2 protein-coding genes (1 of these 2 running past the window's edge) are annotated in these 20,367 nt (G+C 70.7%); both read left to right on the forward strand.

The window, feature by feature from the left end:
- Window positions 1-11,364 (forward strand): hybrid non-ribosomal peptide synthetase/type I polyketide synthase, encoded by an 11,364-nt coding sequence (locus MYSTI_RS19385; RefSeq protein ID WP_015349483.1) that lies wholly within the window; start codon window positions 1-3, stop codon window positions 11,362-11,364.
- Window positions 11,361-20,367: the 5' end (the start) of a non-ribosomal peptide synthase/polyketide synthase gene (locus MYSTI_RS19390; RefSeq protein WP_015349484.1), read on the forward strand. Its footprint extends 9,059 nt past the window's final position; the window shows 9,007 of its 18,066 coding nt (coding positions 1-9,007); the start codon lies at window positions 11,361-11,363; its stop codon lies beyond the right edge, outside the window. Before MYSTI_RS19385 ends, MYSTI_RS19390 begins: the two co-directional genes overlap by 4 nt.

The following is a 20,367-nucleotide window of genomic DNA, read 5'->3' on the forward strand; positions in this document are numbered from 1 at the left end:
ATGGCTGACCAGGAACAGACGGGCAGTGGGAACGACATCGCGATCATCGGCATGGCGGGTCGCTTCCCGGGTGCCGCGAACGTGCGTGAGCTCTGGCGCAACCTGCTCGACGGCGTGGAGTCCATCTCCCGCCTGTCGCCTCGGGAACTGGAGCCTTCTCCGCTGGTGCCGGAGACGCTGTGGCGCCATCCGGACTTCGTGCCCGTGGCGGGCGTGCTCGAGGAAGGCGATGCCTTCGATGCGGGCTTCTTCGACGTGTCTCCGCGCGAGGCGCTGTGGATGGACCCGCAGCAGCGCGTGTTCCTGGAGTGCGCCTGGGCCGCGCTGGAGGACGCGGCCTATGAGCCGACGCGCTACTCCGGGAAGATCTCCCTGTACGCGGGCGCGGGCCCCTCGCTGCACACGCAGAGCATGTTGGGGCAGGGGCAGCTGGACCCGGCTTCGCTGTACGAGGTGATGGGGACGTCGGGCGAGAACCTGGCGACGAAGGCGTCCTTCAAGCTGCGGCTGCGGGGCGAGAGCCTCGCTGTCTACACGGCGTGCTCGACCGGCCTGGTGGCCGTGCACATGGCGTGTCAGAGCCTGCTGCTGCGCCAGTCCGACATCGCGCTCGCGGGGGCGGTGCGGGTCTCTCTTCCGCAGCGCTCGGGCTACCTGTTCCAGGAGGGGATGATTCTCTCTCCGGATGGCCACTGCCGGGCCTTCGACGCGAAGGCGGCGGGCACGGTGCCGGGCAACGGCGTCGCGGCGGTGGTGCTCAAGCCGCTGGAGGACGCGCTTCGCGATGGGGACCACGTCTACGCCGTCATTCGTGGCTCCGCGCTGAACAACGATGGTGGCGCGAAGGTGGGCTACACCGCGCCGAGCGTGGAGGGCCAGGCGGATGTCATCGGCGAGGCGCTCGCGTACGCGGGGCTGACGGCGGACGACATCGGCTATGTCGAGGCACACGGCACGGGCACCGCGCTGGGAGACCCCATCGAGGTCGCGGCGCTGTCGCGTGCCTTTCGCCGGGACACGGAGCGCAAGGGCTTCTGTGGACTGGGGTCGGTGAAGACGAACCTGGGCCACCTCGACACGGCCGCGGGAATGGTGGGACTCATCAAGGCGGCGCTGGTGCTCGCCGAGGAAGAGGTGCCGCCCACGCTTCACTTCACGGCGCCGAACCCGTCCATCGACTTCGCGAACAGTCCCTTCACGGTCATCGCCGAGCGCAGGGCCTGGCCTCGGGGAGAGGTGCCTCGGCGCGCGGGCGTCAGCTCCTTCGGGATTGGTGGCACCAACGCGCACGCGGTGCTGGAGGAGGCGCCGCGCGCGGCGGCGTCGGTGGAGAGTGCTCGGCCTTCGCAGCTCATCACCCTGTCGGCGCGCACGGCCCCGGCGCTGGCCAAGGCGGCGAGTGAGCTGGCGGACTGGTGGGAGTCCGCGCGCGGGAAGGTGCCGCTGGCGGACGTGGCCTTCACCCGCAACGTGGGACGAGGCGCCTTCGAGCATCGGCTGTCGGTGGTGGTGAAGGACTCGGCGGAGCTGGCGGCGAAGCTGCGCGCGCCGGGCACGGTGCGGGTCCTGGAGGACGTGGCCGTGGCGCGAGAGCGTCGCGTGGCCTTCCTGCTGCCGGGGCAGGGCGCGCAGTCGCTGGGGATGGGCCGGGAGCTGTATCGGGCGGAGCCCTTGTTCCGGGAGACGGTGGAGGCGTGCCTCCGCGAGCTGGGGCCGTCCCTCGAGAAGTCGCTGCGCGACGTGCTGCTTTCCACGCCCGAGGCCGAGACGTCGGCCCACGAGGCGCTGGGCGATCCGCGCATCGCGCTGCCCGCGTTGTTCTGCGTGGAGTACGCGCTCGCGCGGCTCTGGGAGTCGTGGGGGCTCCGGCCGCACGCGTTGTTGGGCCACAGCTTCGGTGAGTACACGGCGGCGTGCCTCGCGGGGGTGCTGCCGTGGGAGGACGCACTGACGTTGGTGGTGGCGCGTGGCCGGTTGATGGCGACGCTGCCCCCGGGCCGGATGACGGCCGTGGGCTGCGCCGAGGAGGTCGTGCGTCCGCTGCTCACGGGGGGCCTGACGCTCGCGGCGGTGAACGGGCCGGAGCGGTGCGTGGCGTCGGGGCCCGAGGACGAGGTCGAGGCCCTGGAGCGGGAGCTGATGGCGCGAGGTGTCGGCGTGCTGAGGTTGCCCGCGGGCCATGCCTTCCACTCGGCGGCGGTGGAGCCGTTGATGGAGGAGCTGTCGCGAGTCGTGTCGGGGCTGCGGCTCTCGGCGCCTCGTGTGCCGTATGTCTCCAGCGTCACGGGCACGTGGATTCGTCCCGAGGAGGCGATGGACCCGGCGTACTGGGCGCGGCAGATGCGGGCCCCGGTGCGCTTCGGAGACGGCCTGGAGACGCTGAAGGCCGCGGGTATCTCCGTGTTCCTCGAGGTGGGACCGGACCAGGCGCTCACGGCATTGGCTCGGCTGGGGCTGCGCGGCCAGGCGGGACGCGCGGTGGCTTCGCTGCCACGAGCGGGCTCGAAGGCGAGTGAGCACGCGGCGCTGATGGAGGCGCTGGGCGCGGTATGGGAAGCCGGACTGGAGCCGGACTGGAAGCAGTTCTACGCACACGAGCGCCGTCGCCGGGTGCCGTTGCCCACGTATCCCTTCCAGCGCCAGCGCTTCGCGGTCGATGCGCCGCGAGTCCTCGCCGCGCCCCCGCCGGTGGTCGCTCCGAGCCTCGAGGAGGTGCGGACCCCAGCGAGCACGGAGGGGGTGGTCCCCGAGAACAAGGTGGGCCCTCGGACGGATGTGGAGCGCGGGGTGCTTGCCATCTGGCGCGAGAGACTGGGGCGCTCGGACTTCGGCATCCACGACAACTTCCTGGAGCTGGGGGGCAACTCGCTGATGGCGGCGCAGATGCTCACGCGTCTGCGGGAAGCCTTCCCCGTGCAGCTTCCGCTGAGCGACTTGTTCGAGGCCCCCACTGTCGCGGGAGTGTCCGCGCGCATCACCGCGCGGATGGGGACGGAGGGCGCGGAGGGGAAGGGGGCCGTGATGCGCCCCCTGGCGCGACGGGAGCATCACGGCGCACCTCCGCTGTCCGTGGTGCAGGAGCGTGTCTGCGCGCTGGAGGAGGCGCTGCCCGGCAATCCCGCGCTCAACATGTCCGCGACGCTTCGTCTCACGGGCACGCTCGACGTGGATGCGCTGCGGAGGAGTCTGGAGGCGGTGGCCCGCAGGCATGAGGCCCTGCGGACGACGTATCCGCGAGTGGATGGGAAGACGGTGGCGCGAGTCTCGGCCGAGGCCCGCGTGCCGTGGGTGGTGGACGTGCTGGAGCACCTCGCGCCTCCGGTGCGCGAGGCGGAGTGGCGCAAGCGTGTCTACGAGGAGATGGCGCGACCCTTCGACCTCGCCGAAGGCCCGGTGGTCCGAGCTCGGCTGCTCCGCCTGGATGCGCAAGAGCACCTCCTGGTCATCGCGGTCCACCACGTGGTGTGTGACACATGGTCCCTGGTGGTCCTGAGTGGAGAGCTGGGCACCTTCTACGGCGCGTTCGTGAAGAACGAGGCGGCGGCGCTCCCCGAGCTGCGAGTCCAGTACAGCGACTTCGCCGCCTGGCAGCGCGAGGCCCTGGAGTCAGGCGCCTTCTCCGCGCAGCTGGATGCGTGGCGGGAGCGACTGGTGGGCCTGCCCGGCCCCTTGGACCTGCCCGTGGACCTGCCTCTCGGGAAGGGGCCCGCGCTGGGTGGGGTGCGCAGGAACGTGGGCTTCTCCGAGTCCCTCACCGGTGCGGTCCATGCGCTGGCGCGCCGCGAGGGTGTGACGGCCTTCATGGTGTTGCTCGCGTCGTGGAAGGCCCTGCTGGCGCGCTGGGCCGGACGCGATGACATCGTGGTGGGGACACCCATCGGCAACCGGACGCGGCCGGAGCTCGAGCCGCTGATTGGCTACGTGGCGCACGCGGTGCCGCTGCGCACGGACCTGTCGGGAGACCCGACGTTCCGCGAGCTGATCTCCCGGGTGCGAGACGTGACGTTGGAGGCGTACTCGCATCCCGATGTGCCGTACGAGCACCTCATCCGGGAGGTGGAGCCCTCCAGGAACCCGGGGCGAGAGCGCGTGTTCGACACGCTCTTTGTCCTGCACCCGCGCTTCGACGCGAACCTGGAGCTGCCCGGTCTGCGGCTGGGGCTGGTCGAAGTCGAGGACGGACCCGTGCAGTTCGGCTCGGTGCTGTCGCCGATGTCCGTGTCGATGGGAGAGGACGCTGGAGGCTTCTCGGGCACGCTCGACTACGCGGTGGAGCGCTTCGCCCCGGAGACCATCGAGCGCCTGGTGCGCCACTGGACGACGCTGCTCGCGTCCGCCGTGGAGAACCCCGAGCAGCTGCTCTCCGCTCTTCCCGTGGAGCCTGGGGCGCCAGGTCGATCCGCCCTCCGACTCGTCTCGCCGACACCGAGCCCGGTGCCCGTGCTGCTGGAGGCTCGGGCCGCGCTCTCACCGGACGCGGTGGCCTTGTCGCTGGAGGGCCAGGGGGACGTGACGTGGCGCGAGCTGCGCGTTGAAGTGAGGCAGCTGGCGTCCGAGCTGCGCGCGAAGGGCGTGGGCCCGGATGTGTTGGTGGCCCTCTGTCTGGAGCCGTCGGTGGAGCGGGTGGTGGCGCTCTGGGCGGTGCTGGAGGTGGGGGGGGCCTATGTGTTGCTGTCGCCGCCCCAGCTTCGAGAGCTGGCCACGCTCGCGCCCGAGGGCGGAGCGCCGCCGCTGTTGCTGACGCACGAGCGGCTGCGGACCGGCGTGACGTTGGACCCCGCGCGCGTCGTTCGCGTCCCGGTGCCGGTGAAGCGCGACAGCTCGCGAGGTGTGGACCTGGACCCGAGCCCTCACGTGGCCGTGTCCGCGGAGACGATGGTCTGCCTGGAGACGCTCGTGGGCCCCAGGGGCGAACGGCTGCGCGTGGTGCAGACCGTGGCGACGGTGGATGCGCTGTTCCGGCGGCTGGACGCGGACAGCGGGCCGGTGGAGGGCACCTGGCTCTCGGCGGAGGAGGCGGGCGCGCCGGGGACGGGGCTGGAGCTGTTGTGGGCGTTGTCGCGTGGGCTGCGAGTGGCTTTGCCCTCGGAGCGGGCGCGGCTGACGCTGCCGTCGTCGGGCCCGGGCGGCGCGCGAAAGGGGCCCGACTTCAGCCTGTCCTTCTTCGCCAACGACGAGGACTCGCTGGGGGGGCGCAAGTACCGGCTGCTGCTGGAGGCGGCGAAGTATGCCGACGCGCAGGGCTTCTCCGCGATGTGGACGCCCGAGCGGCACTTCCACTCCTTCGGAGGTCTGTACCCCAGGCCGGCGGTGGTGGGCGCGGGGGTGGCCACGGTGACGGAGCGCCTGGGGATTCGCGCGGGCAGCGTGGTGTTGCCGCTGCATGACCCCGTCCTGGTCGCCGAGGAGTGGTCGGTGTTGGACAACCTGTCCAACGGCCGCGTCGGGGTGTCGTTCGCATCGGGCTGGCACGCGAATGACTTCGTCTTCGCACCGGACCGCTACGCGCGGCGCAAGGAGATCATGTTCCGAGGCATCGAGGAGGTGCGCACGCTCTGGCGTGGTGGCTCGGTGCTCCGGCGCAACGGGACGGGTGACGAGGTGGAGGTGTTCCTGCGTCCTCGCCCGGTGCAGAAGGAGCTGCCCTTCTGGCTCACGGCGGCGGGGAGCCCGGACACCTTCCGCATGGCGGGCGAACTGGGAGCGTATGTCCTCACCAACCTGATGGGGCAGAACCTGGAGGACCTCGCCTCGAAGGTGGCCCTCTATCGCGAGGCCTGGAGGCAGCATGGCCACGCCGGGCGTGGACACGTGAGCCTCATGCTCCACGCGTACCTGGGCGAGGATATCGCCGAGGTCCGTCGCCGCGTGCGCAAGCCGCTGCTCGATTACTTCCGCAGCTCGGTGGATATCTTCCAGGCGTTCGTGTCGAGCCTGGGGTTGAAGGGCGACCTGCGCACGCTGACCCCCGCGGACGTCGAGGCCCTGTTGGAGCACGGGCTGACTCGCTACGTGGAGGACGGTGGGCTCTTCGGAACGCCCGACACGTGCGCGCCCGTGGTGGAGCGGGTGCGGGGCCTCGATGTCGATGAGGTCGCCTGCCTCGTGGACTTCGGCGTGGAGGTGGAGGCGACGCTGGAAGGACTCCAGCACCTGGACGTGCTGCGGCGTCGCTACGCGCCGGCGGTGTCCTCACCGGTGCCGACGCTCGTGGAAGGGCCTGGTCCGGAGGTCTCGTTGCTGGCCTGGGTCCGGGAATCGGGTGCGACGCAGTTGCACCTCACGGGTGCGCTGGCGCGAGCCCTGTCCGAGCTGCCGGGGGCACCGGAGGGACTGCGCTCGGTTCGTCACGTCTGGCTGGAGGATGTGAAGGAGGACCTCGCGGACGCGCTGTCGCGGACGCTCCCCGGGGAGGTATCCCGCCGGGAGCCGAGGTTCGGACCGGGCGCGTGGGCGCGGGCAGGGGAGGCTCCTCGCGATTCTGGAGACACCTCGACCTGGGCCGTGGTGGATGCTCGGGGCCAGGTCCTTCCTCCAGGAATGGTGGGGACGCTGGCGATGATGGGTGACCTCGCGCCGAAGCGATCATGGAAGGCGCCCGAGGCCACTTCACTCCGGCCGCTCTCCGTCAGCGGGGGCGGCTTCGCCTTGGGGCACAGGGCTCGGCGGCGCTTGGATGGAACCCTGGAGCTGCTGGCTCCGCTCCCGGTTCCGTCGCGTCGTCCCGCGCCGCCTCGTGTCGCCACACAGGCCAGCGCGCAGCCTCGGCGCGAAGGCCCTCCGCCCATTCCGCGTGTCTCCCGCGAGCGGCCCTTGCCGCTCTCCTTCGCGCAACAGCGGCTCTGGTACCTGGACCGGCTGGAGCCGGGCAATGTCGCGTACAACAACTCGGTGATGCTCGTGCTGTCGGGTGTCCTCGACGCCGGCGCGCTCGAGCGGGCGCTCGACGAGGTGGTGCGGCGACACGAGTCCTTCCGGACGACGTTCTCGATGACGGACGCGGGGGCGGTGCAGCACATCTCCGAGCCCAGGGCGCATGCGCTCCAGGTCTCGGCGCTGGAAGACCGCGGCGCAATGACGGTGGAGGCGTGGGCGCGAGAGGAGGCGCGCAAGCCGTTCGACCTCGAGGCGGGCCCGCTTTTGCGCACGCCGCTCCTGCGCCTCCGGGAGGACGAGCACGTCCTGCTCATCGTGATGCACCACATCGTCTCGGACGGGTGGTCCTCGGGAGTGCTGTTCCACGAGCTGGCGACCCTCTACGCGGCCTTCCGTCAAGGCCAGCCATCGCCGCTGCCTCCGCTCCAGGTGCAGTACGCGGACTACGCGGCCTGGCAGCTCGAGTGGATGCGAGGCCCGGAGCTGGCGGCGGAGCAGGCGTGGTGGAGCGACGTGCTGGCGGAGGTCCCGGTGCTGCGTCTGCCCACGGACCGGCCTCGGCCCGCGGTGCAGACCTATCCCGGTGCGCGCAGCGACGTCATGGTGTCGCGTCCGCTCGCGGATGCGCTGGTGTCGCTGGGCCGCACGGTGGGCGCCACGCCTTTCATGGTGATGATGGCGGCATGGCAGGTGCTGCTCCAGGCGTACTCGGGGCAGGACGACTTCGCGGTGGGGACTCCCGTCGCGGGCCGCAACCGCCCGGAGACCGAGCCGCTCATCGGCTGCTTCATCAACTCCATCGCGCTGCGCGCGGACCTGTCGGGTGACCCCACCGTCATGGAGCTCATCGCCCGGGTGAAGCAGGCGGCGCTGGGAGGCTTTGCGCACCAGGAGGTTCCGTTCGAGAAGCTGGTGGATGCGCTGCACGTGGCGCGTGACTTGAGCCACACGCCGCTGTTCCAGACGATGCTGGTGTTCCACAACACGCCGCCCATCGAGCTGTCCATGGCGGGCCTGCGACTGAGCAGCCGCGTGGTCCACACCGGCGCGACGAAGCTGGACCTGACGCTGGAGCTGGTGGAGTCGAAGGACGGACTGACGGGAGGCATCGATTACAACACCGACCTCTTCGACGCGAGCACCATCACCCGGCTCACGGGGCTCCTGGTGCGGCTGTTGGAGTGGGTGGTCGCGCATCCGGAGCAGCGTCTCTCCCAGCTCTCCCTGTTGTCCCAAGGCGAGCGCCAGCGACTCCTGACGGAGTGGGCGGCGTCTGCCGAGCGCGCGGTCGATGCGGACGAGACCGTGACGTCGTGCTTCGCGACGCGCGCGGCGGCGATGCCGGACGCGGTGGCGGTGGAGGACGGCACGCTCCGGCGGACGTATCGCGAGGTGGAGGGGCTGGCCGCGCGTCTGGCCGGGGCGTTGGGCGGTCTGGGCGTGCGGACGGATGCGGTGGTCGCGCTGGCGCTCGCGAAACCCGCGGACCTGGTCGCGGGGCTCCTGGGCGTGATGCGCGCGGGGGCGGCGGCGGTGGTGCTCGACCTGGAGCATCCGTCGGAGCGGCTCGCGGGAATCCTGGAGGACACGAAGGCGGTCGCGGTGGTGACCACGGAGGCCTGGGGCGCACGCGTGCCCGTGCGAGCCGGGTTGTCCGTGGTGACGTTGGAGTCGCTGCCCGCGAACGACGGTGTGCTGCCGCCCGTGCCCGCGCCGCATCATGCCGCGTGCATCGTCTACACCTCGGGCTCCACGGGGAAGCCGCGAGGCGTGGTGCTGGAGCATCGCCAGCTGGTCTCCGCGACGAGGGCGCGGCGTGCGGTCTATGGCTCGCCCGGGGTGGTGCTGTCGCTGGCGCCGTTCACCTTCGATGCGTCGTTGGCGGGGATGCTCTGGTCGCTGTTCGACGGGGGCCGGCTGCGCTACCCCGACGTGGAGGAGCGCGAGGACCCGAGGAAGCTCGCCGAGTTGGTGGCGAAGGAAGGCGTCACGCACCTCATCTCCGTGCCCGCGCTCTATGCCCAGGTGCTGGCCGCCGCATCCTCGGGCGGGTTGACGGGGCTGCGCGCGGTGTCGGTGGGGGGCGAGGCCTGCTCGTTGGAGCTGGCGCGTGCGCACCATGACGCCCTGCCGGGTGTCGCGCTGTTCAACGAGTACGGTCCGACGGAGGCCACCATCTGGAGCACGGTGCACGCGGTCCAGAGGGACGAGCAGGGCACTGTGCCCATCGGCCGCGCGGTGTCGGGGGCCCGGGTGTACGTGCTGGATGGTCGGCGGGCGCTCGCGCTGCCGGGGGCACCCGGAGAGCTGTACGTCGGCGGCCGAGGCGTCGCGCGGGGCTACCTGGGCCAGCCGAAGCTCACGGCGGAGCGCTTCCTGGCGGACCCCTTCGACACGCGGCCTGGGGCGAGGATGTACCGCACGGGAGACCTGGTGCGCTGGCGCGGCGACGGGACGCTCGAGTTCCTGGGGCGCGCGGACACGCAGGTGAAGGTGCGCGGCTTCCGCATCGAGCCCGGCGAAGTCGAGGCGGCGCTGCTGGCGAATCCGGACGTACGCGAGGCCGCGGTCGTCGCGCGCGAGGACGGCGCGGGGCCCAAGCGACTGGTGGCGTACGTGGTGGCCGCGAAGCCAGGGGATGGCGAGGTGTTGCCCTCCGGCGTGTTGAAGGCCTGGCTGCAGTCGAGGCTCGCGCCGTACATGGTCCCCTCGGCCTACGTGGTGCTGCCGGCCCTGCCGCGAACGCGCCATGGGAAGGTGGACACGCGCCTGTTGCCGGCGCCGGAGTCGCAGGCGGGGAAGACCTCGGAAGCGGCGGTGGCGCCGCGAACGGAGGTGGAGGAGCAGCTCGCCGCGCTGTGGAAGGAGGTCCTCCACGTGGAGCGCGTGGGCATCCACGACGACTTCTTCGAGCTGGGAGGCGACTCCATCCTCGGCCTCCAGATTGTCACGCGCGCGCGTGCCGTGGGCATCGAGCTGTCCCCGAAGCAGCTCTTCCAGAACCCCACCGTGGCGCGACTGGCCGCGGTGGCGGGTACGCGCCTCGCGGTGCAGGCGGAGCAGGGGCCGGTGGTGGGCCCGGTGGTGCTCACGCCCATCCAGCGCTGGTTCTTCGACCTGGGGCTGGAGGCGCCGGACCACTGGAACATGTCGCTGATGTTCGAGGTGCGTGCGCCGCTGGACACGGCCCTGTTGGAGCGCGCACTGGCTCACGTGATGGAGCACCACGACGCGCTCCGGCTGCGCTTCGCACGTGTCGGTGACACCTGGCACCAGACCTCCGAGGCCCCCGGTGCACACGTCGCGCTGGAGCACGTGGACCTGTCAGCGCTGTTGTCCCTCGAGGCGAAGCGGAGCGCGCTCTCTGCGCGCGTCCAAGCGCATCAGGAGTCCTTGAGCCTGGGCGGACCGCTGATCCGGGGCCTGTTGCTGGAGCTGGGAGAGGGACAGTGGCCCCGGCTGTTGCTGTCGGTCCACCACCTCGCGGTGGATGCGGTGTCGTGGCGCATCCTGCTGGAGGATCTGGCGACGGCGTACGCGCGGCTCTCGGAAGGGGCGCCGGTGTCGCTGCCTCCGAAGACGACCTCGTTCCAGGCTTGGGCGCGAGGCCTGGAGTCACTGGCCCGAACCGAGAAGCTCCTCGCGGAGCAGGCGTGGTGGTTGGAGCGTCCGTGGCAGGACGCCGCGCGACTGCCTCGAGACTTCCCGGACGGCATCAACACCGAGGCCACGGCGCGCGTCTTCACGGTGACGCTGGATGCGGAGCACACGAAGTCCCTGCTCCAGGACGTGCCGAAGGCGTGGCACACCCAGGCGCAGGACCCGTTGCTCACGGCCCTGGCGCAAGCGCTGGCGACCTGGACGGGGCGGACCGCCGCCCTGGTCGATGTAGAGGGACATGGCCGAGAGGAAGTGCTCGCGGGCGTGGATGTGTCCCGCACGGTGGGCTGGTTCACGCGCTTCTTCCCCGCGCTGCTCGACCTCCGTGGCGCGAGCTCACCCGGTGAGGCGCTGCGGGGCGTGAAGGAGCTGCTGCGCGCGGTGCCTTCGCGAGGCATGGGCTGGGGCCTGCTGCGCCACGGGAACGCGGACACCCCCTTGGCGACACTTCCCTCCGCGGAGGTGGGCTTCAACCACCTGGGGCAGCTGGAGGGGTTCGTCGGCTCGGGCGGGCCCTTCGTGCTCGCGCCGGAGAGTGAAGGGGTGCGGCAGCGCGCGATGAGCGCTCGTCGTCCCTACCTGTTGGACGTGACGAGCGTGGTGCGCGACGGCCGGCTGGAGGTGGTGTGGACCTTCAGCGAGGCGGTGCATCGCCGCGAGACGGTGGCGCGGCTGGCGGAGGACTTCCTGGCTCGGCTGGTGGTGTTGGTGGAGGCCTCGCGGGCACCGGATGCGGGAGGGCATTCCCCGTCCGACTTCCCGCTCGCGAAGGTGAAGCAGTCTCAGCTCGACAAGCTGGCGGCGCGATTCGGAAAGAAGACGCGATGAGCGACAACCTCGAGGACCTGTACCCGCTGTCGCCACTCCAGGGCGGCATGCTCTTCCATGCCATCGCGGAGCCCGGACAGGGGCTCTACTTCAACCAGCTCGTCTGCGAGCTGCGGGGCCGGTTGGATGTGGGGGCCTTCGAGCAGGCGTGGCGTGGCGTGCTGGCGGCGCACCCCGTGTTGCGCACGGCGCTCGTCTGGGACGACGTGGACGAGCCCGTGCAAGTCGTGCTGCGCGACGTGGACCTGCCGCTGCGCCTCGAGGACTGGCGCGACCTCTCCCCGGAGGCCTTCGAGGCACGCCTGACGGCCTTCCTGGAGCAGGAGCGTCGAGAGGGCTTCGACCTGTCCCAGGCGCCGCTGATTCGCCTCACGCTGTTGCGGAGCTCGGGGGAGGTGCACCGCTTCGTCTTCAGTCACTCGCACCTGGTGCTGGATGGCTGGTCCGTCCCGCTGGTGGTTCGCGACTTCTTCACGCTGTACGAGGGCAGGGTCGACGGCCGTCCCGCGCGGCTCCGGCCGCCGCGTCCCTTCCGCGACTATCTCGGCTGGTTGGCCGAGCACGACCTGGAGGACTCGGAGGTGTTCTGGCGCCGGGAGCTTGCGGGTGTCCAGGAGCCCACGCCGACGGGAGCGGGCGCCGGAGAAGGTGAGGGGCGCGCCACGCGGGTGAAGCACCTGTCGGCGCAGACCACCTCGGCGCTCAATGCGTTCGCGCGGAGGCACGGCCTCACCCCGAGCACGTTGGTGCAGGGCGCATGGGCGCTGGCATTGGGGCAGCTGTCGGGTGCGCGCGATGTCGTGTTCGGCACCACGGTCTCCGGCCGTCCCGCGGACCTGTCGGGCGTGGAGGACATGGTCGGCCTGTTCATCAACACGCAGCCGGTGCGCGTGCGCTGGACTCAGGACCTCACCTGGTCCGTCTGGCTGCGAGGACTCCAGGACCGGCAGGTGGAGGCGCGGCAGCACGAACATGCGCCGCTGGTGAAGGTGCAGCGCTGGGGGGAGGTGCCCGCGGGCACCTCGCTCTTCGACACCCTGGTGGTCTTCGAGAACTACCCTCTGGACGCGGCGCTCACCTCCGCGAAGCGCGCGCTGTCGGTCCATGACGTGCGGGCCCGGGAGATGGACCACTTCGGCCTCACGCTCATCTCCTCGCCGGAGGCTCGGCTTCCGCTGCACCTGCGCTACGACCGCGCGCGCTTCACGCAGGCGTTCGCGGACGCGCAGCTCGAACGGCTCGAGCGGGTGCTGGAGGCCATCGCGGCGAACCCGGAGGGGAGGCTGGGGAGCCTGTCCTTGCTGTCCGACGAGGAGCGGAAGCGGCTCCTCGTGACGTGGAACGACACGCGTGTGGAGTATCCCGCGCACGCCACGGTGCACGGACTCTTCGAAGAGGCGGTGTCGCGAGCACCCGAGGCCGTGGCGGTCGTCCAGGGCGCCGCGCGGCTGTCCTTCAGGGAGCTGGATGCGCGCGCGAATCAGCTGGCCCACCACCTGAGAAAGCTGGGCGTCCGGCGCGGGTCGCTGGTGGGGCTGTACTCGCGACGTGCCCCCGACCTGGTGGTGGCGCTGTGGGCCGTGTTGAAGGCGGGGGGCGCGTATGTGCCCATGGACCCGGCGTGGCCCGCGGCGCGGCTGTCCTTCGTGCTGGAGGACACGGGCGCGCCGGTGGTGCTCACGGACGCGTCGCTCCTGGAGCAACTTCCGGCGACGTCGAGCGTCGTGCTCTGCCTGGACTCGGACTGGGACACCGTGGCGCGAGAGCCCACGACGGCCCCCACGCCGTGGTCGGGGCCGGAGGACCTCGCGTACCTCATCTACACCTCCGGGAGCACGGGACGTCCCAAGGGCGTCATGGTCCCGCACCAAGGCGTGGTGAACTACCTGACGTGGGCGCTGCGCGCCTATGGGCTCACGGAGGGCGGAGGCTCTCCCGTGCACTCGCCGCTCTCGTTCGACCTGACCGTCACGAGCCTGGTGGCGCCGTTGGTCGCGGGGCGGCCGGTGGTGCTGGTGCCGGAGGAGGCCGGGATTGAAGGCCTGGGAGAGGCGCTGCTCACCGGAGGGCCCTACGGCCTGGTGAAGCTGACGCCCACGCACTTGCGCATGCTGGCCACGCAGCTGGGGCCGGACGCGGCGAAGGGGCACACGCGAGCGTTTGTCATTGGCGGTGAAGCCCTCACGGCCGAGGGCATTGCCTTCTGGCGCGAGCACGCGCCCGACACGCGGCTCATCAACGAGTACGGCCCCACGGAGACGGTGGTGGGGTGCTGCGTGTACACGGTGAGCGCCGCGGACCCGATGCATGGACCGGTGGCCATTGGCCGGCCCATCGCGAACACGCGGCTGTATGTCCTCGACGGAGAGGGGCAGCCCGTTCCCGTGGGGGTGGTGGGGGAGCTGTTCATCGGCGGCGCGGGGGTGGCGCGGGGGTATTGGGCACGGCCGGACCTGACGGCGGAGCGCTTCGTTCCGGATGCCTTCGGTGCTGAGCCGGGCGCGCGGCTGTACCGCACGGGAGACCGCGTGCGCTGGCGCGAGGATGGCCGGCTGGAGTACCTGGGTCGCTCGGACTTCCAGGTCAAGGTTCGCGGCTACCGCATCGAGCTGGGGGAGATTGAGTCCGCCCTCCGTGCGCACCCGCTGGTGGGGGACGCGGTGGTCGTGGTGCGCGACGACGCGCCTTCCGGCGCCCGGCTGGTGGCCTACGCCGTGCCCTCGGGCGCGGAGCGACCGGAGCCCGCGGCGCTGCGTGCCTTCCTGGAGTCGCGGCTGCCCGAATACATGGTGCCCGCGGCCTTCGTCCTGCTGGACGCGTTGCCGCTGTCGGACAACGGCAAGGTGGAGCGGCGAGCCCTTCCGGCGCCGGAGCTCACGGTGAGAGGGCCGGAGCAGGAGGAGGCGCCCCGTGACGCGAAGGAGACGGCGCTCGTGGCCATCTGGGCACAGGTGTTGGGGCGTCCCCATGTGGGCATCCATGAGGACTTCTTCGAGCTGGGGGGAGACTCCATCCTCGGCATCCAGGTCATCTCGCGCGCGACCCAGGCAGGGCTTCACTTCAGCGCGAAGCAGCTCTTCGACCACCCCACCGTGGCGCGTCTGGCCGCGGTGGTCACCGAGGCCCCCGTCGTCTCCGTGGCGCAAGGGCCGGTGACGGGACCCGTGGCGCTGACGCCCATCCAGCACTGGTTCTTCGAGCGGGAGCTGACGGACGCGCACCACTTCAATCAAGCCCTGCGCTTCACGCTGCGCGAGCGCGTGGTGCCCGAAGCCATGGCGCAGGCCCTCCAACAGCTGCGTGAGCATCACGATGCCCTGCGCCTGCGCTTCACCCGAGACGCGCGCGGAGGCTGGCATCAGGAGGTGGGCGGGTTGGAAGGGGTGTTGCCGCTGGAGACGGTGGACGTCTCGCGCTCACCCAAGGAGGCGCGGCGCGCGGAGGTGGAGGCACATTCGGCACGCACGCAGTCGAGCCTGGACTTGTCGTCGGGAGCGCCCGCGCGAGCGGTGCTCTTCGAGCTGGGACCGGACCTGCCGCAGGAGCTGCTGCTCGTCATCCATCACCTGGTGGTGGACGCGGTGTCGTGGCGGGTGTTGCTGGAGGACTTGCTGTCGGCCTACCAGCGGCTTCGCGTGAACGAGGCCGTGCGGCTCCCGGCCAAGACGCTGTCGTATCAAGACTGGGCGGCGCGCCTGATGGAGCACGCGGCCTCGCCGTCCGCCCGTGACCAAGGTGCCTTCTGGCTGGGGCTGCCGTGGGAGCGCGTGGGGCGGCTTCCTCGGGATGTCGAGGACGGAGTCGCGAACACGGAAGGCGCATCGCATCAGGTGACGGTGGAGCTGGAGCCCGGAGAGACGCAGGCCCTGCTCCAGGACGTCGCCCGAGCGCTCCGCGCGAAGCCCGATGAGCTCCTGCTGTCCGCACTCGCGAGGGTGCTGCGGCGATGGACGGGGGCGTCGTGTGTGCGGGTGGAGATGGAGGGGCACGGCCGCGAGGACGTCTTCGGAGAGGTGGATGTCTCGAGGACGGTCGGCTGGTTCACCAGCCTCTATCCCGTGCTCGTGGAGTCGATGGGCGAAGGGCCGGGCGCGGGCGTGCGCGCGGCGAAGGAGGCGCTGCGCCGGGTCCCCGCCAAGGGCGTGGGCTTCGGCGTGCTGCGCTATCTGTCCCCCGACCCCGTGCTGCGTGAGCAACTCCGTGCACTGCCCGCGCCGGAGGTGGGCTTCAACTACCTGGGACAGTTCGACACCGTGCTTCCGCCGACGGCGCCCCTGGGGCTGTCCGAGGGACACGTCGGCCCCACGCGCGCCTCCGGAGGGCCGCGCGCGCATGTACTCGACGTGGACTGCGTCGTCAGCGGTGGGCGCATGCGATTGATGTTCACCCACGGCAAGGGGCTGCACCGCACGGAGACGGTGGCGCGGCTGGCCGAGGAGATGCTCGGGGCCCTGCGAGAGCTCATCGCGCACGGCCTGTCGGAGGACCCGCGCGGCCTGGCGCCCTCCGACTTCCCGCTGGCGAAGCTGGGGATGGGCGCGCTGGAGCGGATCGCGGACGGGCTCACCGCGCAGGGGCGACGCCTGCGCGACCTGGAGGACCTGTATCCGCTGTCACCATTGCAACAGGGCATCCTCTTCCACCATCTCCAGGAGGAGGAGACCCAGCCCTACTTCAACCAGATCTCCTTCGAGATGGAGGGGGCGCTCGACGTGCGGGTGCTGACCGAGGCCTGGCGGCAGTCGGCCCAGCGCTTCGCCATCCTCCGCACGGGGTTCTTCTGGGACGGGCTGGACGCGCCTCTGCAAGCGGTGATGCGCGAGGCGGAGCCCGTCATCACGGTGGAGGACTGGCGCTCGGTGCCCCGGGAGTCGCTGGCCTCGCGGATGGCGGCGTTCATCGCGGAGGACCGTCGGCGAGGCGTGGTGCTCTCGGTCGCGCCGCTGTTCCGGCTGGCCTTGCTGCGCACGGAGGAGCGGGTGTGGCGCGTGGTGTTCAGCGTCTCGCACCTGCTGCTGGATGGCTGGTCCACGCAGTTGGTGACGCGGGATGTGTTCACCCGCTACGAGTCGCTGCGCCGGGGCCTGACGCCGCCTCGTGGCGAGACACGGCCCTACCGGGACTTCATCGCGTGGCTGGCGAAGCAGGACTCGGGCGCCGCGAGTCGCTTCTGGCGCGGGGCGCTCGCGGGCTTCACGGAGCCCACGCGGCTGAGCCTGGGCAGTGCGCCTCGGGGGCAGGCGGGGCGGGGCGAGCAGGAGGTGCGGCTTGGCGTCGAGGAGTCCGCGGCCTTCGTGGCCTTCGCGCGACAGCACGCGATCACGCCGGGTACGGTGATTCAAGGCGCGTGGGCGGTGCTGCTGGGCCGCTACAGCGGCGGCGACGATGTGGTCTTCGGCCTGACGGTCTCCGGGCGGCCCGCGGAGCTTCCTGGCATCGAGAGCATGGTGGGCATGTTCATCAATGCCATCCCCGTGCGTGTGAAGATGCCCGCCTCGCGGACGGTGGGCGTGTGGCTGAAGGGGCTGCAGTCCTGGCTCCAGGAGGCTCGCGAGTACGAGTCCGCTCCGCTGGTGGACGTGCGTGGCTGGAGTGAAGTCCCCTCCAGCGAGCAGCTCTTCGAGAGCCTGGTCATCTACGAGAACTACCCGATGGAGTCCGGGCTCTCCGCGCCCTCGGATGAGCTGGTGCTGCGCAACCCCGTCGCGATGGAGGTGGACCACCATCCGCTGACGCTCCTGGCACTCCCCGGGCGAGAGCTGGTGCTCAAGCTGACCTACGACGCCTCGCGCTTCGAGGCAGCGGCTGTGCGGCGGATGTTGGAGCAGGTGCGCCAGCTCCTGACGGAGCTGCGGAGCAAGGTGGAACGGCCCCTGTCGGAGCTCTCGTTGCTGAGCACCGAGGAGCAACGGCGGATGCTCGCTCACGGTCATCCGCCGGCGACCGCCGCGCATGTTCCCGTGGCGGTGTTTCGTCCGGTGGAGGCCCAGGCGGTGCGCACTCCCGCGGCCATCGCCGTCACGGACGGGGTGCGCTCGCTGACGTACGCGGAGCTGGATGCGCGTGCGAATCAGCTCGCGCACCACTTGAGGGCGCTGGGGGTTGTGGCGGGGAGCACGGTGGGGCTGTGCCTCGACAAGGGGCTGGACCTGGCTGTCGCGGTGTTGGGGGCGCTCAAGGCGGGAGCGACCTACGTCCCGTTGGATCCTCGCTATCCGGCGGACCGGCTCGGCTTCATGCTGGAGGACTCGGGCGCCCGTGTGGTGCTGGGCCATTCCCGGTGGGATGCCGTCCTGCCCAGGGACACCCGCGTGCGCCGCGTCCTCCTGGACGTGGACGCAGGAGTCATCGAGGGGCAACCCACGCGGGCCCCTGGGGTGGAGGTGCCTCCCGAGACGGCGTGCTACCTCATCTACACCTCGGGCAGTACGGGGCGCCCCAAGGGCGTGGCGCTGTCGCATCGCGCGCTGTCGCACCTGCTCACGTGGCAGGTGGGGCGGTCCATCCATCCCTCGGCGAAGACGCTTCAGTTCGCGGCGCTGAGCTTCGATGTCTCCTTCCAGGAGCTGTTCTCCACGTGGTGGGCGGGCGGCACGTTGGTGATGCCGCCCGAGGACGTCCGGCAGGACCTGTCCGCCCTGGCGCGCTTCCTGGAAGAGCAGGGCGTGGAGCGACTGTTCCTCCCCTTCGTCGCGCTGCAGGCGTTGGCGGAGGCGGTGGTCCAGGGGGGCGGGGTGCCGCGTGCGCTGCGCGAGGTGGTGACCGCGGGAGAGCAGCTCCAGGTGAGCCCCGCGCTGGTCTCGTTCTTCGAGCGGTTGCCCGGGTGCGTGTTGGAGAATCAATACGGCCCGTCGGAGACGCATGTCGTCTCCGCGCTCCGGCTGTCCGGGGAACCGGCGTCGTGGCCTCGGCTTCCGGCCATCGGAACACCGCTGCCGCACTGCCAGCTCTACGTGCTGGATGCCTGGGGACAGCCATGCCCCGAGGCCATCGCTGGCGAGCTGTTCATCGGTGGAGCGCACCTCGCGCACGGCTACGTCGGGCGTCCCGAATTGACAGCGGAGAAGTTCGTCCCGCATCCCTTCAGTGAGGTACCGGGGGCTCGGCTGTATCGCACGGGGGACCTGGCGCGCTGGACACGGGACGGCGCGGTGGAGTTCGTGGGTCGCCTGGATGGACAGGTGAAGCTGCGGGGCTTCCGAATCGAACTCGGAGAGGTGGAGGCGGCGCTGCGCTCGGCGCCCGGTGTACGCGACGCGGCGGCCGTGGTGCGCGAGGACGTCCCGGGAGACCGGCGATTGGTGGGCTACGTCGTTCTCTCGGAGACGGCGGGCGTGGATGCCTCGCGTGGGCGGGAGCTGTTGAGAGCCTCCCTGGCGGCGCGGTTGCCCGAGTACATGGTGCCCTCCGCCTTCGTGGCCCTCGAGGTGTTGCCGCTGACGCCGAGTGGGAAGGTGAATCGCAGGGCCTTGCCCGCCGTGCAGGTGGAGGGCGGCGAGGACACCGCGCCGCGCACCGCCACCGAGCAGTTGTTGGCGGGGCTCTTCGCGGAGGTGCTGGGGCTCGGCAGGGTGGGCTTGCACGGCCACTTCTTCGACCTGGGTGGACACTCGTTGTTGGCGACCCGCGCCATCTCCCGAGTGCGGAGCACGTTCGGCATCGAGCTACCGCTGCGCGAGCTGTTCGAGGCGCCGACGGTGTCGGAGCTCGCGAGCCGGGTGGATCGGTTGATTCGCGCGGGGGCATCCCAGGTGATGCCGCCGTTGTCTCGGAGGTTGGACAGGACTCGACCGCCCGCTCTGTCCTTCGCGCAGCAGCGACTGTGGTTCCTGGACCAACTGGAACCGTCGAGCGCTTCGTACAACGTGCCTGGGGCCGTGCGGATGACCGGGCCGCTGGACACGGCGGCCCTGGCGAAGACCTTCGACGAGCTGGTCCGTCGCCATGAGGCGCTTCGCACCTCGTTCCGGAGCGAGAACGGAGTGGCGGTGCAGGTCATCTCTCCGGAGACGAAGGTGTCCCTCCGAGAGGTCCACCTCGATGGGCTGCCCGAGTCTTCGCGTGAGGAAGAAGCGCGTCGACATGTGGAGCAGGAGGTGTTGCGTCCGTTCGACCTGACGCAAGGCCCGCTGCTGCGAGTGACGTTGGTGAAGCTGTCCGAAGAAGAGCACGTGTTGGTGCTGGTGCTGCACCACATCGTGTCGGACGGCTGGTCGACGGGGGTGTTGGTGAAGGAAGTGGCGGCGCTCTACGAGGCGTTCGCGGAAGGGCGAGAGTCGCCGCTGAAGGAATTGGAGGTGCAGTACGCGGACTACGCGGAGTGGCAGCGCGGGTGGTTGAAGGGCGAGGTGCTGGAGGAGCAGGTGGCGTACTGGCGCCAGCAGTTGGAGGGAGCGCCGAGAGCGTTGGAGTTGGTGACGGACAAGCCGAGGCCCGCCGCGCAGAGCTTCCGAGGCGCGATGCTGGAGCAGCGGTGGTCGAAGGTGCTGTGGAGGAAGGTGGAGGAGGCGGGGAGGAAGGAAGGGGTGACGCCCTTCATGGTGCTGCTGAGCGCGTACCAGGTGGTGCTGTCGAGGTGGGCTGGGCAGGAAGAGGTGATGGTGGGGTTCCCGATAGCGGGGAGGACGAGCGCGGAGACGGAAGGGCTGATCGGGTACTTCGCGAACACGTTGGTGCTGAGGGGGAAGGTGAAGGAGGGGGAGGGAGTCCGGGAGCTGTTGAGGAGGGCGAGAGAGGTGACGTTGGGTGCGTACGCGCACCAGGACGTGCCGTTCGAGAAGTTGGTGGAGGAGCTGGTGCCTGAGAGGGACTTGAGTCGCGGTCCACTCTTCCAGGTGTCGCTGACGTTGCAGAACACGCCACCGGTGGAGGTGAAGCTCGGGAAGGGATTGCGCCTGAGCGCGCTGGCGGCGGACACGAAGACGTCGAAGTTCGACTTCTCGTTGGCCGTGGGGGAGGACGCGGAGGGAGTCGGCGTGTCACTGAACTACAACAGTGACTTGT

It is taken from the genome of Myxococcus stipitatus DSM 14675, from assembly GCF_000331735.1.
GTDB lineage: Bacteria > Myxococcota > Myxococcia > Myxococcales > Myxococcaceae > Myxococcus > Myxococcus stipitatus.

Bases quoted from the DNA above. Each gene is read 5' to 3' on its own strand.
- MYSTI_RS19385 (WP_015349483.1), top strand. From the start codon at position 1: ATGGCTGACCAGGAACAGACGGGCAGTGGGAACGACATCGCGATCATC.